We start from the raw sequence: 15,481 nt of genomic DNA on the forward strand, positions 1-15,481 counted from the left end.
AATTTTTGTTCCTCTCTCGTTTTTATTTTAGTCTTCTAATCTTTGATTGTCTTTATGATATTTAATGATACCTTCTGCACAACGGTATGCAAATGCTCCTACTGTACCTGTTGGGTTATTTCCTGAGTTGTGTACGAATGTACTTGAACCTGCAACAAAGAGGTTATCTCTATCCCAGTGTTGTAACCAAGTATTTACTACACTGTTTTTAGGATCTGTTCCCATTGGTGTCCCACCAGAAATGTTTGTAGATTGATAAGGAACGATATCGTAGTCACCTAAGTCACCATTTTGTACATCGATATGTTTTGCACCCATTTTTTCTACGATTTCTGCACATTTCTCCGTAAGATATTTGTTTCTCGCATTATCTTGTTCTGTCCAGTTGTAAGTAAGCATTACTTGAGGATTATCATAAGCATCTTTATACGTATCATCTAAATCTAGGTAATGATCTCTATGTGGACCTGTATGCGCCATTGAGTACACTTCTAGAGTTCTTGTGAAATTCTCAACTGATTCTTTCTTAAACTCTTCACCCCACGCTGGTGTACCTTCACGTACTTTGTTGTTCAGTATTGGACGTAAACCTGTTTGAGTAAAGTGGATAGATCCACCATGAATGAAGTCTAAGTCTTCATGGTCAAAGTTATCTCCGTTGAAATCATCTAAAATCATTCCTAATGCACCTGCACCCATGAATGTATTATATTGCTCATCGAAGAATCCCGTTGCACCTAATCCAGTTTGGTAACAATAGTTACTACCAAGTGTACCTGTTTCTGTTTCAGGGTCATATTGTTCACCAATCTCAGAAACTCTGAGTAATTTATAGTTGTTAAATAAGAAGCTTGTTAAAACAACGACATCTGCAGGTTGGAAGTATTCTTCTCTTGTTTCTGTATCGATGAATTTAACACCTGTTACTTTATTTTTATCTTTTTCATCTGTAACGATTTCAGTAACGTTAGAATTATAACGAATTTCATAGTTCCCAGTTTTTTCTGCTGTTCTCAATACCGTTACATCTGGCGTTGCTTTTGCATCGTATTCACACGCAAAACGTTCACAGAATGCACAATACTGACATTGGTTTAACTTTTCTCCGTCAGGGTTTGTATAGTTTTGTGACATGTTAGCAGAAGGCATCATGACTGGATGGAGCTCTAATTTTTTAGCTGCTTCTTCAAACAGTTTTAATGATTTTGTTTTAATCATCGGTGGGTTTGGATATGGACTTGAGCGTTTTTCTCCAAGTGGGTTTTCTTCACCACTGACCCCCGCAGTCTTCTCAAACTTATCATAGTATTTTTCCATTTCGTCAAACGTGATACCCCAGTCACGGTAGCGTAGACCAGAATCTTCACCAAGTTTATCTTTACCGTACTTTTTCTCAGTCATAGACTTGATTTCGAAATCATACGCCATATAGCGGTCTGTCTGACCATTCCAGTGAGTACCCGCTCCACCACGACCATTACCTGGTAAAAATGAACCTAAACGGCGTACTGGAAGCGCGCGCTCATCTCTTTTATTTCTAAAAGTGAGTGTTTCCACTGATGTATCTTGCATCAATTCATAACGTTGTGCATATTTTAATTCGTCGTGAACACGTTGATAGTCATTTGTATCGCGATAGCCTCCACGTTCTAGACTTTTTACTTTTAGGCCCGCTTTGGCTGTTTCTGCAGCAACAATACCGCCAGTCCAACCAGCACCAATTGTTACTACATCTACTTTTTCTAATTCTTTAACCAATCGTTATTCCTCCTGTAATATTAACTAGCCAAAATTAGGCATAGGTTCGATATCTTGAAACTCATCGCTATCAATGAGATTTAGATAAGAGTGTTGGTGTCCTGGGAATTGTTTCATCTTCCAGCCACCCATATTTCTGTTACCTCTATATATTGGATCTGAATATACTCCTTCAAGAGTTGCTTCACGTAAAAGTTGGAAGAAGTAACCTGCAGTCGCTGTACTTCTTGGTATATCGAAATCGACTTTGTCATCTTCAAAGTCTTTTAGGATTTCATCTTGTTCTCCCGCTTCAAGCTCTGCAAATGATTTTTCAAAACGATCATTTGATTCTTCTTGTAGCTTTCTGATACCAAGTGTGAAATACTCTGCACGGTTTAAGTTAGACTGATACCCTTGAGTCGCTGTACCTTCGTAGAAAGGACCTTGCATGTACTCTCTAGAGTTATTTCCATACGCTCCAGCCAACTGGCCATCTAAAAAGTAAGCTGCACCGAGCTCTTTAGCACCTGGTCCAATATCTGAATCAGGGAAAATTCTTTCCATAGCAGCTTCTATTACTTTAAAATCTTCATCTTTGCTGAAGAAGATACGTCCTTTTTCTGGAATTATTAACCCCTCGCTGGATGACTCAGAACTCTCAGACTTAGTGTCTGTCGATGTATTTTCTGTGCCATCCATGTTAAAACCAATCAAACCACCAAGTAAACTACCTCCGATAATACCTCCCGTAGCAACACCTGTGGTTTTTAGGAAATCACGTCTTGAAAATTGCTTTTCCTTCGCCATTTCGCTTACCCCCATATTCTTTTTAGGCATAAAAACACCCTCTACTAGTATATTGTACCATTAATAGAACATTTAGTAAGGGGCGAATAAGTTTATGTAGTTGCTTAACATAAATATTGTATCAATACGAAGAAATTAATTGTGCAAAATTGATTATAGATAAAAATAGAAGGAAAGTGTTTTTTTATGCTGGACTTATGCCCAGCCCTATTTTTTCTATCAATTAGTAAATAAATGGGCATAAAAAAAGAGAGATACCTAATGTTATATCTCCTTGCCTATATCCTTGTGGTTATACACAGCAAGGTAGGACTTCCCTTATTCCTTATATACTATAATATAGAAATAGGTTATATTTTCAACCATTAGATTCGATATACTTTGTCAAAACTATTTCTAAGCTTTAATATACTTCATTTTATAATCATATTCCTCATAATAGCCTCTATTTTTTACTAATATATCTATTAACTTCTCAAGATTTTTGGCAGCTCTTAATTTTATATTTAAAAATATGATATACTAGTATTAATAAAATAGTTCTCTTATTAAGAGTGAGTGGAGGGATTTGGCCCTTGGAAGCTCCAGCAACAGCTTATAGCGATGTGCTAATTCCAACAGTTTTAAGTAACTGAAAGATGAGAAGATGTGTTAAAGCTCTTCTTAATATAGAAGAGCTATTTTATTTAATATAATAAAAGGATGGTTATATTTTATGAAAACATGTCGTGAACTTTACGAAGAACTCGAATACCGAGAGAATACTCCAGCAAAAAATTGGGCAGGAAGTATGGCTAGAGTTGGAAGAATTAATCAGATTAAAGCAGAAATCAGTCAACAGATTGATGTTGTGAAACACAAAGACGCTATTTTAAAAATGCTAGAATCTTCTCATTAAACACAAAAACGAAGTGCACATGAAGTGCGCTTCGTTTTTTAATTGCTATCTCTTTTCCCATAAATTTCTCTAACAAATACTTCTTTTGAATCCGTATATTCTTTAATTCCAGTAGATGAGTGTTTCAGAAAGTTTTGTTTAATATCTAGATATCCTTTTCTAACATCTTCATGAGTATTTAAATAGTCTCTGAAGAATATTAGGTTGTTCCAAAGCTCTCCATCATACTCAACCAGGTGTAGGAAATGTGTTTTTATCTTATAAGTATCATCTGAGAATTTCGCCAACACTATCTCTCCAGGTCTTTCGACTCTCAACCTCAAGAATCCAACTTTACTTAGTCTATAAAAAAATTCCTTATCAACAGACTCAAGGTCATCTACGCCAGCTACAATATCTATTATTGGCTTAGCTGACATTCCTTCAATTGCAGTGCTTCCTATGTGCTCAATTCTTGATGCTTGTAGATCTGTATTGTTCAGTAGATCATTCTTAACTCGTAAAAACTCATCTTTCCATTCCGGATTATACGGTTCTAATCTTATTTCATTATTTTCAAGGCCTAATTTCAAAATAAGCACTCCCATATTTAAACAATTAAGTTAAAGCACTATTATATATTCATTACATTGATTCCACTACGTTTCAATTTGCTGTTTACATGGTAAAGATAGTTAAGGAAGTGATTACGTGCGTATTAGTTTAATTGTATTGTCTGTAATCAATATCATCTATATGTTTACGACATTTATCATCAACGACCCGAACATCTTTTTCCTCGCACCATACGGGCTTACTTACTATCTTGCCTTCTTTTTAGCGCTATTCAGCGTTGGTGTGTTAATCATCACTAAGTCGAGTGATGGTAGAGATAAAAACCTGCTACTCGTCTCGATGATCATCAATATTGTAGGTATGTTCCTAGTAAAAATATTCTTTTAGATTAAAGAGCAGAGTAATCTGCTCTTATTTATTTTCTAAAACTGGGTACACAACTTCCCCGTCATCCTCAATAATCGGCATTGCTCCCCATTGCCCTAATTTATGTGGAACGAGATCACTACTATCTTTGTTTAAGATAATATGTGTGACGTCTTGATCGTGTGCCGCTAAAAAGTTACTAATGATCAAGCGATGGCATCTTGAAGGGTGTCTTTCAGCACAGAGGAGTGCGACTGTGTCATCTTCCATCTCTTTCTTCAATACCTGTATACCTTCCTTAAAATCGTCAGTTAAAGTGTAATCTGAATAGTTGCGAAAGGACTGGTTTTTCCAACCAGCATTTAAATCATCGCCAACAAAGCTAGAAGTACCACGTCTGCCACCTAATAGAGTGATGTGTTTGTATTTATAATTATTTTCTTCAAGCCATTTCTTGAACACATCTTGGTTATAATGTGGGCTCTTTTTACTCATAGGAAATGCACGGACATCAATAATTTTTGTGACTTTACCTTTTTTCATCATTTCATGAAACTTAACAAGGTCGTAATCAAAATGACCAATTGTAAATACTGTCATGAACAGCAACTCCTTTTATAAATCAAAGTTCGTTGAAATGGGGCATTATCACTAAGAAATACTTTCAAAAATTCATACGCATACTGATCTGTATCATCTACTTCGGCATATACCCTTTTGATATTTTTATTATCCACATTCGTTAAACGTTTGAATAATAAATGCTTTAAATATTGTTTTGCAATATTATCTTGATAATACATATATTCAAGTTCTACAGTCGCTTCATCGTAATTCATAAGTAATTCTTGATCTACTATGATAACGCTTTACGTCTATTTCCTGTATTATAAAAGTAACTACTGTTTTATTAGGAAGGGAAGGAAATTAATGAGCTATAAAGAAAATTGGGATATGGAGAGTGTATTTCCTGGTGGAAGTGATTCTCAGGCTTTCCAAGATCGATTATCAGAAGTAAAGAAAAGTATCACAAGTTTTTCACAAGAACTAGGGAATTGGGAGCTAGGTGAAGATTCTAATGACTTTTCGCCACTGAAAAATCTCTTACAGCACTATGAAAAGATTTCAAATGCACTTGGTGAAATGGGAACATTTGCGAATGGTTTAGTATCTGCAGATGTTAAGGATCAAAAGGCATTGCAGATTTTAAATGCAGTCGCAAACTTACGTAAAGACTTCTCATCACAAAATATTATCTTAAATAAAAAGATTAGCGCATTAACTGAAGATCAGTTTAATAAACTGTTAGAAGATGATTTCTTTAAACCAATGCATTTCCCGTTAGAAGAAATTCGTAAAAAAGAACATGATTTACTATCCACTGAAGAGGAAACTATCATCAACAACTTATCACTAGACGGCTTAAATGGTTGGGGTAATATGTACAATCAACTCGTCGCTTCTATTCAAGTTCCTGTAACCGAAGATGGTGAAACTACTTATTACTCAGCTGGTCAATTTGAAAACAAGATGAATTCAGAAGAAGACCCAAATAAACGCGAAGCGCTTTTAAAAATTTGGGAACATACTTGGGAGAAAAAAGCGGATCTATTCTCTACAACACTAAACCATTTATCAGGATTTCGTTTAAGTAACTATGAACTTCATGACTATGATGATTATATGAAAGTTCCACTAGACTACAACCGAATGGACGAAGAAACACTCAATACAATGTGGGATACGATTACAAAAAATAAAGCTCCTATCAAAAAGTACTTCGAAAGAAAAGCGAAACTCATAGGTGTAGATCAACTCGGATGGCTCGATGTTACCACAGGTGTTGACGTAGGGGATTACACAAGCAAACAGTATACGTATAATGAAGCTGCAAAGTTCATTATCGATAACTTTGAATCATTCAGTCCAAAAATGTCAGAGATGGCAACTCGAGCATTTGAAGAGCAGTGGATTGAAGCGGAAGACCGTCCTGGAAAACGTCCTGGAGGGTATTGCTCAAATCTACCTGAATCAAAACAATCACGTATTTTTATGACATTTGCAGGTAGCACAAGTAATGTGTCCACACTCGCACATGAACTCGGACACGCATTCCATGGTTACGTAATGCGTGATTTACCACTATTCAACCAACGTTATGCAATGAACGTTGCAGAAACAGCATCTACATTTGCTGAGCTTGTAGTATCAAACGCAACAATTGAAAGTGCGTCATCAGAAGCAGAAAAAATTAACTTACTCGATGAAAAAATTTCCAGAAGTGCGACATTTATGATGAACATTCACGCACGTTATATCTTTGAACGAAACTTTTATGACGAACGTCAAAAAGGAACTGTGGACAGCAGTAGACTGAAAGAACTGATGGAAGAAGCACAAAAAGAAGCATTCCAAGAAAATCTACGTTCATATCACCCAATGTTCTGGGCAACGAAGTTACATTTCCATATTACAGGTGTACCATTCTATAACTTCCCGTACACATTTGGATACTTCTTTAGCTTAGGAATATACAACCGTTTCTTAGAAGATGAAACAGTAAATGAAGATAACTATATCGCATTACTTCGCGATACTGCAAGTATGACCACAGAAGACCTTGCACAGAAGCATTTAAATGTGGACCTAAGAAAACCAGACTTCTGGCAAGACGCACTAGATACCGTGCATAAAGATATTGAAGAATTCTTAAATCTCACGGAATCATATGTTTAACTCATAGTATAGAAGAGCTAAGTGAAGCGTTAGTCAAAAATTGAATTTTTAATATTGAGATCAGACAATCAAGTAATAACTAGGTAGAAGTACAATTGCAAAAATGAATTTTAATTGTGTTAGTTTCATATTATACATGTTACTTTAAATATAAAGTGACACATCACTCACCGTTCTAATGAATAGAGCGGTGAGTTTTTAACAATTTTTTCATAATTAAATCACGTATCTAAATCACTTATGATAGCTCTCATTATTCAATATCTTATTCACCCTAAATAGTTGCTCTAGGAGTATGACTTTCATCATTTGATGCGGGTAGGTCATTTTACCGAAACTAATCTCCTGGTTTGAGCGTTTCTTCACATCTTCTCCGATTCCGTTACTTCCACCAATCACAAACACAACATTGCTTTTTCCTGTATTTTTCCACTTTTGATACTCCGTTGCGAGTTGTTCCGATGTATATTCCTTACCGTCGATCTCCAAGGTCACTACATATTGGTTGTCTTTAATCTTAGACAAAATTCTCTCTGCTTCTTTTTCTTTAATCATCTCTAAGTCTTTAAGACTAGCGTTATTCGGTTCTTTTTCATCTGCTACTTCCATCATAGTAACGCTCGCATACTTTCCGAGTCGCTTTTCATATTCCTTAACTGCTTCACGCCAATACTTCTCCTTAAGTTTGCCTACCGTTATTATCGTCAATTTCATCTCATTATCGCCTTTCTTTTCCTAAATTATACACAAAAAAGACCAAGTTATTCACACTTGGTCATTTGTTATCCACATTATATCCACGTTATCCACACAAACCTGTGGATAACTTTATAACGTGTAAATTTCAGTCGGAATTTCCTTATCCGTATCACATAGCGTTATATGTTGTTTCGTATCAATATCATAATGATGAAGCACTTGTTCTACACTCATACGTGCCAGTTCTTTAATATTGTTATCCTGACTCAAGTGAGATAAGTAAATACGCTTCGTACGGTCTGTAATCACGTCACGCATCGCATGTGCCGCATCTTCATTCGACACATGCCCAACATCACTCAAAATACGCTGCTTCGTCGACCACGGGTATCTTCCCATTCTTAACATGTCTATATCATGGTTCGATTCAAAGATAAATACATCGCTGTCTTTAATAATTCCCTTCATCTCATCCGATACATAGCCCGTATCCGTGATTACAGAGAGTTTTTTGTCATTTTGAGCCATTGTGTAGAACTGTGGGTTAATGGCATCGTGTGACACGTTAAATGACTGTATATCCATTCCTATAATCTCTTTTGTTTGGAGTGGATTAAATTCAAATCTCTGCTCTGATGGCACAGGTATGTTTTTCTGGTCAATCGCTATCCAAGTTTCTTTATTCGCAAATATCGGCACATTGTAACGTTTTGCAATTACCTTAAGCCCTTTGATGTGGTCAATATGCTCATGAGTAATTAAAATCGCATCGATATCATTTAAACTTCGATCAATTGATCCTAAAGCAAGCTCAATTCTTTTACATGTTAATCCCACATCGATTAAGAGACTTCCTCGATCTGATTCTACATATATGCAGTTTCCACTCGAGCCACTCGCAAGTACACTCATTTCCATGTGGTATTTCACTCTTTCTCAATAAGTTTTTCAGTCTGACTAATTGCATCAATAAAAATTGTGCGTGTCAGATTTCCATCTTCAATAACAAATCTCCATTTAGGTCGCATGACCACTTGTCGCGATTCTTCTTCAATGGCAATAATATAGTATCCAAGTCTTGCATCTAATATTTTTGCGTCTGCGGTAATCGCATTATCTTTATATAACTCTTCAATAATTTGTAACGGTTCACGTACTTTCTGTGGTGATGAGAATCTACTCTCTCGTATATCTGTGAGATAGCTCTGTTGCATCATTTTATTTCCATCTTCTTCTAAAAAACGTATGCGTGCACTATGATGATTAAACACAGGCTTTCCATTGATGAGCTGATTGAAGTTTATCATATCTTCTTTACTTGTTATGGTGTCATATTCATATTCAGTCCCACGATATACATCAACTTCCATGTACTGTTTTAAATATCCAATTTCAAAAGGTAGATCTGAGACATCTTTCACTACTTCAATTGTAACATTAGTGATGTCTCCATCTGCCTCATCATTCTTAAAACGATACATCTCAGCGTTCATGATATTTAATGTATCTCCTTTAAATTCAGGTACTTGAGATACATCAATATTTGTTGAACGCAAGCTTCTCGTGGACGTTAAAATCGATTCTGGCTCTTCATTTTGTTGATTTAGGAGAATAATTAAAAACACGATATTCACAAAGAAAAATACACTGATATAAATAGATTTCGTATGATTCCAAATCAATTCATAGCGCCTCCTTCGAATTTACGCCATTCCCCATCATAGAGCACATACCACGCAGGTGTGTATTCTATTGTGTTGAGCTCTGTCTGATCTTTCGTAAAATGCATATCATACGCAACGATCAGCTTCGATACTTTCGTTAAATCAAGATTAGGGTTTGATGCGATATTATAACGCACGAGTTCAATGTCAGCAAGTTCCATGCTTTCATCTGTCGGCAGTACCGCATTCGTTTGAATCATCGGTCTATCGTACTCCACAATCGTACTCTTACCTGATGCGATTCTGATTTCTGTCGCTATTTCATCACTGAACACGATGTAGTCGTCGAGCGTCTGTCGATACGTCACTTCATCTTTGTCTAAATCATAGCTAAACAGTATATATCTGGATGATAAACCCATGTGTCCATTTAAAAAGATGAACGATTTTTCAATCGTTCTGTGAGGGGAACGGTCGTTATCTCGCGTCTCTTTTAAATTCGTATAGGAATAACCATAAGTTTTAGAAGAGTATGTCGCAAGACCCGTGTCACTCTCATAAATTGTAAAGTCATCTTCCTTACGTGCCGTCACTTTCTCATTTAAAAAGAGTGACTCATTTAGTGCGTTAACACTAATTGTAGATGGTATAAATTGCTGCACTTTCTTGCGTCCAGGGACAGACGGACCATATATTGCAGTCATTCGATTCGACGTGAGATCGTTCGTAATAATGGCAGAGTAATCCTCGAAAGTTTTCATGTTTTTATCTAACACATTACGAAGATCTCTTGTCTTTATATCAGTTTCATATGATACGAAATTAGTACGGTCCCCATTTACCAAGTTGAATACTACAAACTCTTTATTTAAGTCGATTAACACACGGTCAAAATTGTATTCTATCATCTCAGGACCAATTTCAAAACCTAATATACTGAATAAAGATCGTGCGGGTAATTCTGACAAGTAGTCTACAATCATAAAGTTTTCTTCAGTAGTCTCTGAAGGTGATAGTTTCAAGTTATTAATTTTTTCAGGCTTGCCTGACAGATTGATTTTAGAGCCTTCCAAGAATTGACGCATACCTACAAGTGTTCCTTGGTCCATCGTACCAATAGATTTGTCATCTTTTACTCGAATAATCTGAAATGTACGCATCGTTGTCTTAAATTCTACTTGTTCACCTTGCGCTGTGGACGGGGCAGTCGTGAGGGTCGTGTCCACTTTCCTGAATTCAGGCTCGTAACTCCACGTCTTGTAAGTGAGCACACAGCTCGAAATTACGAGTATGACAAGCGCAATGGTTTTTAGGTGTTCCTTAGACATCCCAATCATCCTCATTTATAACTTCACTAGGTAAGTTAATAAAAATTGTCGTGCCTTCACCCTCAATACTATTTGCCCAAATTTTTCCGTCATGAGCTTCAACGATTTCTTTTGAAATCGCAAGACCGAGTCCCGTACCACCCATCTTTCTTGTACGTGCCTTATCAATTCTATAAAAACGGTCAAAAATACGGTCAACTTTTGAGTTAGGTATACCGAGACCATAGTCTTTGATACGTAATGTTAACCTATTATAGTATGAGTTTTGTTGTAGATAAAATTCCACACGCTTTGGCTCTCGTTGTTGATATTTAATGGCATTAGAAATGACGTTATCTAACACTTGTCCCATTTTATCAATAGCAATTTCTGTGAATATCGCTGTGTTAGGAAAGTTCTTAATGAATTGCACATCTTCTTTATGTGTCATCTCAAATCTTTCAATAATACGATCTAAGAACATATTAAAGTTCACAATTTCTTTGTTAATTTCTTCAACTTCACTATCCATACAAGAGAGTTGAAGAAGATCCTCTACTAGTCGAGACATTCGCTCTGTTTCCTCATGCGTTACTTTTAAGAATCTCGGTGCAATTTCTTCATCTTGCCACGCACCATCTTGTAACGCCTCAATATAACTTTTCATAGAAGTTAGTGGCGTACGCAGTTCGTGCGATACGTTCGCAACGAATTCACGACGTTCTGCATCGATACGTTCTTGTTCAGTAACGTCATGCAAAACAGCGATATATCCGTTGATAAATCCAGTATCCTTAACGATTGTACTGAAGTTTACACGGATCATCGTATCTTCTTCATCTTTATTTTCGATGACAAGTAGGTGACTTATTTCAGTACCTTCAACGATATCTTCTGTCGTTACATCGTTCTGAAGGTTTAAGATTTCGAGCATATCTCTCCCTTGGAGTTCTTCTGCTTGTAAGTTCAATAATCCAAGTGCCATATCATTGATTAGTCTGATGCGCCCACGTCTGTCTGATGCAATAATACCGTCCGACATGTGCGTAATGACAGAGTCCAATCGATTTTTCTCACTCTCCGTGTTCGCTTGTGCTTCTTGTACACGTTTTGATAGTATGTTGAAAGATTCTGCGAGTTGCCCAATCTCGTCATCACTGTAAATTTGTACACGTGATGTGTAGTTACCTTCAGACATGAGGAGTGCTTGGTTCCTCATATTTATGATTGGCTTAGTAATTGTACGCGCAACAAATATACCCAAGATACTCGTAATAAATAACGAGAGTATCGTTGCGATAATGAATGTATTATTAATTTTTTCTAACTGTTGATACACGCTTTCAATATTAGATGCAACATAAATCGCACCAATGACGCGGTCTTCCACAATCAACGGAGCGTTTACAATCCACATGCGTTTTGAGTCATCTTCAACGCTTACAAATATCTCATCATTAGATAATCCTGTATCGAGTGATTCTTTCGTCTTCGGAGCCTTTATTGTCGAGTTTACAGATGATTCATTAGATAATTTACTTGTTGCGATTAAAACACTGTCTGGATTCACAAAACGAATCTCATCAATGTCGGAACGATTTCCATAATCATAAAGTAGTTTCTGTACTTCAGCTTGGAAACCCGCACGGTCATCTCCATATTCTTCGTTGATTTCTTCAATTCGAGTTTCAATTAAATCGATTTGTGTCTCAATATTCGTCTTGAAGTTCCCAGTTAAGTCACGCTCAAGTACGTTAGTGAAATACACACCAATGATCTGCATTCCAACTATAATAAGCAATACATAAATCACTACAAGTTTAATTTGCAGTGATTGTAAGCTTTTAAATAGATTTTTCATCTATTCATCACCTTTTATAAAATATCCAACCCCACGACGTGTCATGATATATTCTGGGTGACTTGAATCTGTTTCAATTTTTTCACGTAGACGTCTTACTGTTACATCAACTGTACGCACGTCCCCAAAGTAGTCGTAACCCCAAACAGTCTCAAGTAGATGTTCACGTGTCATGACTTGAGAAGGGTGCTTTGCTAAATAAATTAACAGTTCAAATTCACGCTGAGTCAGGTCAACTTCTGTCCCATTCTTCTTAACAGAATACGCGTCTAAGTTAATTTCAATTTCACGAAGTTTGATTGTGTTTTCATCTACTTCTTTTGTATCATCCACAGGTACTTTGCGTCGTAAGTTTGCTTTTACGCGCGCAATGAGTTCGCGTGTTGAAAATGGTTTTGTGACATAGTCATCAGCGCCGAGTTCAAGGCCAAGAACCTTATCAATCTCGTCATCTTTCGCCGTCAGCATAATGATTGGCATATCGTGTGACTTTCTTACTTCACGACAAATCTCCATACCATCTTTTCCTGGCAGCATAATATCCAGAAGTACGAGATCTGGAACTTCTTTTAAAATCAGTTCGAGCGCTTCATCTCCATCGTTTGCTGTTAATACGTCATATCCTTCTTTTTCAAGGTTAAATTGTAAAATATCTGGAATTGGCTTTTCATCGTCTACAACTACAATCTTTTTTGCCATTCTTTACCCTCATTTCATGAGTTATCTAATCCTAAATGATTATATATAAATGTATCATTTTCATGCTATTTTGCCTAATTCTGAATCATCCCATATTCTTCTATTGTAATATGTATGACAAATTATTGAAATGAAAAAAACCTATAACTGACATGGATTCAGTTATAGGTTAATGCGATTTTATACTTGCCACGCTTTAAATTCTTCTTCTGTACAGTATACGTAATGATCGTTACCAAAACTTCTAAATTCGAGTAAGCTATCATCAATCTCTGTGTATTCTTGATGTTCATATTTGATGCGCTTTCTCCCACGTTCCGAAATTGGATCTGGTTGCGGGACTGCTGATAAAAGTGATTTTGTGTATGGATGAATCGGGTTGTTATATAATTCATCCGCTTCACCAATTTCAAGTAGGCGTCCCTTATACATCACCGCAATTCTGTCAGAGATGTATTTGACCATTGAAAGGTCATGCGCAATAAAGAGATATGCAAGACCACGTTCTTTTTGTATATCTTTCATCATGTTGACGACCTGTGCTTGAATCGAGACGTCGAGTGCCGAAATCGGCTCGTCTGCAATAATCAATTTAGGGTCAAATGATAAAGCACGTGCGATACCAATTCTCTGGCGTTGACCCCCAGAGAACTCATGTGGATAACGACTTGCATGCTCTCTATTGAGGCCAACAGACTCTAGGAGTTCATACACTTTTTCTTTACGTTCTTTTTTATTTTTATAAAGACCGTGAATTTCGTACCCTTCTTCTAAGATCTCACGTACTGTCATTCTAGGGTTTAGCGATGCGTATGGGTCTTGGAAAATCATCTGCATATCTTGATAGAAATGCTTTTTCTCTTTCTTAGACAATTTACTGATGTCTTTACCATCAAAAATGACTTGCCCAGAAGTACTTTCATACAATTTAATGATCGTACGTCCCGTTGTTGATTTCCCACACCCTGATTCTCCAACAAGCCCGAGGGTTTCTCCTGGCATGATGTTAAATGACACGCCATCTACTGCTTTAACCAGATTTTTACGTGACCCAAAGTGTTTTGATAGGTTCTTAACCTCTAATAGTGGCTTAGACAATGGAGTCACCTTCTTTCGTTTGACGATACTGATTGTAGCGCTCTTTAATTATTTCAGGAATCTCCGTTTTCGGAGCGTCCGGATGTAATCTCCACGTTTTTGCATAGTGTGTTTCACTCACTTTAAACATTGGTGGGTTTTTCTCATAGTCAATTTTCATTGCATGGGGGTTACGCGCTGCAAATGCATCCCCTGCTGGCGGATGCGTTAGGTCTGGTGGTGAACCAGGGATTGTTCTTAACTTTTGTGATTTGTCTGCAGTTAAGTCTGGCATAGAACCGAGCAGTCCCCATGTATATGGGTGTTGTGGGTTATAGAAAATATCTTCTACTGTCCCAATCTCTACAATCTCACCTGCATACATAACTGCTACTCTATCTGCCACGTTTGCTACAACTCCGAGGTCATGAGTAATGAAGATGACTGCTGTTTCCATCTCTTTTTGAATCTCTTTCATCACCTCTAAGATTTGTGCTTGAATTGTTACATCGAGAGCTGTCGTTGGTTCATCAGCAATAAGTAGTTTTGGATTCGCAGCTAACGCAATCGCGATGACGACACGCTGTCTCATCCCACCTGAAAACTCGTGTGGATATTGTTTTAATCTTTTTTCTGGCATTGGAATACCAACAAGTTCCATGAGTTCTAAAGCACGTTTGTCTGCTTCACTACGTGAAATCTTGTGGTGTTTAATCATCACTTCTGTGATTTGTTTTCCAATTTTCATTGTCGGGTTTAAACTTGTCATCGGATCTTGGAAGATCATACTGATTTCATTACCACGTACTTTTTCCATTTGTCTATCCGATAATTTTAATAAGTCGCGTCCCTCAAATAGAATTTCTCCGCCTTCATAGATTGCCGGCGGGACAGGAAGTAATTGCATAATCGCCTGTGACGTTACACTTTTACCTGATCCTGATTCTCCAACTATCGCAAGTGTTTCACCACTGAATACTTCAAAAGATACATTTCTTACGGCTTGAACTTTACCTGCGTATGTTGAGAAATTCACCTTTAAATCATTTACTTCTAAAATGGATTTCTTCAT

At 36.8% G+C, this 15,481-nt stretch carries 16 protein-coding genes and 1 riboswitch; of the genes, 3 read left to right on the plus strand and 13 right to left on the minus strand.

Annotated features, from left to right (window positions below; all coding sequences use genetic code 11):
- Positions 1 to 27 precede the first annotated feature (27 nt).
- The gene (locus IEU51_RS05790) at positions 28 to 1,758 is read right to left on the minus strand and encodes a GMC family oxidoreductase (RefSeq protein WP_186086178.1); all 1,731 of its coding nucleotides are present in this window, start codon (positions 1,756 to 1,758) and stop codon (positions 28 to 30) included.
- Positions 1,759 to 1,782: 24 nt separating this feature from the next.
- A complete protein-coding gene (locus IEU51_RS05795; RefSeq protein ID WP_229713885.1) occupies positions 1,783 to 2,577 on the minus strand; it encodes a gluconate 2-dehydrogenase subunit 3 family protein in 795 nt (264 codons plus the stop codon).
- Between the two features lie 512 nt (positions 2,578 to 3,089).
- Positions 3,090 to 3,192: riboswitch (SAM riboswitch) on the plus strand.
- A gap of 70 nt (positions 3,193 to 3,262) precedes the next feature.
- Between IEU51_RS05795 and IEU51_RS05800 the strand changes: the two genes are divergently transcribed.
- The gene (locus IEU51_RS05800) at positions 3,263 to 3,445 is read left to right on the plus strand and encodes a hypothetical protein (RefSeq protein WP_186086175.1); all 183 of its coding nucleotides are present in this window, start codon (positions 3,263 to 3,265) and stop codon (positions 3,443 to 3,445) included.
- Between the two features lie 38 nt (positions 3,446 to 3,483).
- Here the strand turns inward: IEU51_RS05800 and IEU51_RS05805 are convergent, their stop codons facing one another.
- Positions 3,484 to 4,017 (minus strand): GrpB family protein, encoded by a 534-nt coding sequence (locus tag IEU51_RS05805; RefSeq protein WP_186086172.1) that lies wholly within the window; start codon positions 4,015 to 4,017, stop codon positions 3,484 to 3,486.
- A 118-nt stretch (positions 4,018 to 4,135) separates the two neighbouring features.
- Here IEU51_RS05805 and IEU51_RS05810 point away from each other — a divergent pair, with 118 nt between their 5' ends.
- On the plus strand, positions 4,136 to 4,387 hold the full coding sequence (locus IEU51_RS05810) for a hypothetical protein (protein ID WP_186086169.1): 252 nt from the start codon (positions 4,136 to 4,138) through the stop codon (positions 4,385 to 4,387).
- Positions 4,388 to 4,411: 24 nt separating this feature from the next.
- Here the strand turns inward: IEU51_RS05810 and IEU51_RS05815 are convergent, their stop codons facing one another.
- Both IEU51_RS05815 and IEU51_RS05820 read right to left on the minus strand, forming a co-directional pair.
- Positions 4,412 to 4,966, minus strand: coding sequence for a DUF488 domain-containing protein (locus tag IEU51_RS05815; protein WP_186086166.1), 555 nt, complete (start codon positions 4,964 to 4,966; stop codon positions 4,412 to 4,414).
- Positions 4,963 to 5,205 carry a hypothetical protein gene (locus tag IEU51_RS05820; protein WP_188349288.1) on the minus strand — a complete coding sequence of 81 codons (243 nt, stop codon included), beginning with the start codon at positions 5,203 to 5,205 and terminating at the stop codon, positions 4,963 to 4,965. The genes IEU51_RS05815 and IEU51_RS05820 overlap by 4 nt, the downstream gene beginning before the upstream one ends.
- A 91-nt stretch (positions 5,206 to 5,296) precedes the next feature.
- Between IEU51_RS05820 and IEU51_RS05825 the strand changes: the two genes are divergently transcribed.
- On the plus strand, positions 5,297 to 7,102 hold the full coding sequence (locus IEU51_RS05825; RefSeq protein ID WP_186086163.1) for a M3 family oligoendopeptidase: 1,806 nt from the start codon (positions 5,297 to 5,299) through the stop codon (positions 7,100 to 7,102).
- Positions 7,103 to 7,336: 234 nt separating this feature from the next.
- Here IEU51_RS05825 and rlmH read toward each other — a convergent pair whose 3' ends face one another.
- From rlmH to IEU51_RS05865, 8 genes are all read right to left on the minus strand, one after another.
- The gene (gene rlmH / locus IEU51_RS05830; protein WP_186086160.1) at positions 7,337 to 7,816 is read right to left on the minus strand and encodes a 23S rRNA (pseudouridine(1915)-N(3))-methyltransferase RlmH; all 480 of its coding nucleotides are present in this window, start codon (positions 7,814 to 7,816) and stop codon (positions 7,337 to 7,339) included.
- Between the two features lie 114 nt (positions 7,817 to 7,930).
- Positions 7,931 to 8,719 carry an MBL fold metallo-hydrolase gene (locus tag IEU51_RS05835; RefSeq protein WP_408634880.1) on the minus strand — a complete coding sequence of 263 codons (789 nt, stop codon included), beginning with the start codon at positions 8,717 to 8,719 and terminating at the stop codon, positions 7,931 to 7,933.
- A gap of 8 nt (positions 8,720 to 8,727) precedes the next feature.
- Complete coding sequence (gene yycI, locus IEU51_RS05840) at positions 8,728 to 9,483, minus strand: two-component system regulatory protein YycI (RefSeq protein ID WP_186086157.1); 756 nt, start codon at positions 9,481 to 9,483, stop codon at positions 8,728 to 8,730.
- Entirely contained in the window at positions 9,480 to 10,793 is a 1,314-nt protein-coding gene (locus IEU51_RS05845) for a YycH family regulatory protein (RefSeq protein WP_186086154.1), read from the minus strand. The genes yycI and IEU51_RS05845 overlap by 4 nt, the downstream gene beginning before the upstream one ends.
- Positions 10,786 to 12,633 carry a cell wall metabolism sensor histidine kinase WalK gene (gene walK, locus IEU51_RS05850; protein ID WP_186086151.1) on the minus strand — a complete coding sequence of 616 codons (1,848 nt, stop codon included), beginning with the start codon at positions 12,631 to 12,633 and terminating at the stop codon, positions 10,786 to 10,788. The genes IEU51_RS05845 and walK overlap by 8 nt, the downstream gene beginning before the upstream one ends.
- Positions 12,634 to 13,332 (minus strand): response regulator YycF, encoded by a 699-nt coding sequence (gene yycF, locus IEU51_RS05855; RefSeq protein WP_186086148.1) that lies wholly within the window; start codon positions 13,330 to 13,332, stop codon positions 12,634 to 12,636.
- Between the two features lie 180 nt (positions 13,333 to 13,512).
- A complete protein-coding gene (locus IEU51_RS05860; RefSeq protein WP_186086145.1) occupies positions 13,513 to 14,430 on the minus strand; it encodes an ABC transporter ATP-binding protein in 918 nt (305 codons plus the stop codon).
- On the minus strand, positions 14,423 to 15,481 hold the full coding sequence (locus IEU51_RS05865) for an ABC transporter ATP-binding protein (protein ID WP_186086142.1): 1,059 nt from the start codon (positions 15,479 to 15,481) through the stop codon (positions 14,423 to 14,425). Before IEU51_RS05865 ends, IEU51_RS05860 begins: the two co-directional genes overlap by 8 nt.

Origin of the sequence: Phocicoccus schoeneichii (assembly GCF_014635565.1) — a bacterium.
GTDB lineage: Bacteria > Bacillota > Bacilli > Staphylococcales > Salinicoccaceae > Phocicoccus > Phocicoccus schoeneichii.

What these genes read in the sequence shown, in the direction of transcription:
- IEU51_RS05835 (WP_408634880.1), bottom strand. Translation starts at nt 8,719, where the DNA reads ATGGAAATGAGTGTACTTGCGAGTGGCTCGAGTGGAAACTGCATATAT.
- IEU51_RS05815 (WP_186086166.1), bottom strand. Translation starts at nt 4,966, where the DNA reads ATGACAGTATTTACAATTGGTCATTTTGATTACGACCTTGTTAAGTTT.
- IEU51_RS05865 (WP_186086142.1), bottom strand. Translation starts at nt 15,481, where the DNA reads ATGAAGAAATCCATTTTAGAAGTAAATGATTTAAAGGTGAATTTCTCA.
- IEU51_RS05795 (WP_229713885.1), bottom strand. Translation starts at nt 2,577, where the DNA reads ATGCCTAAAAAGAATATGGGGGTAAGCGAAATGGCGAAGGAAAAGCAA.
- IEU51_RS05845 (WP_186086154.1), bottom strand. Translation starts at nt 10,793, where the DNA reads ATGTCTAAGGAACACCTAAAAACCATTGCGCTTGTCATACTCGTAATT.
- walK (WP_186086151.1), bottom strand. Translation starts at nt 12,633, where the DNA reads ATGAAAAATCTATTTAAAAGCTTACAATCACTGCAAATTAAACTTGTA.
- IEU51_RS05825 (WP_186086163.1), top strand. Translation starts at nt 5,297, where the DNA reads ATGAGCTATAAAGAAAATTGGGATATGGAGAGTGTATTTCCTGGTGGA.
- rlmH (WP_186086160.1), bottom strand. Translation starts at nt 7,816, where the DNA reads ATGAAATTGACGATAATAACGGTAGGCAAACTTAAGGAGAAGTATTGG.
- IEU51_RS05820 (WP_188349288.1), bottom strand. Translation starts at nt 5,205, where the DNA reads ATGAATTACGATGAAGCGACTGTAGAACTTGAATATATGTATTATCAA.
- IEU51_RS05800 (WP_186086175.1), top strand. Translation starts at nt 3,263, where the DNA reads ATGAAAACATGTCGTGAACTTTACGAAGAACTCGAATACCGAGAGAAT.
- yycF (WP_186086148.1), bottom strand. Translation starts at nt 13,332, where the DNA reads ATGGCAAAAAAGATTGTAGTTGTAGACGATGAAAAGCCAATTCCAGAT.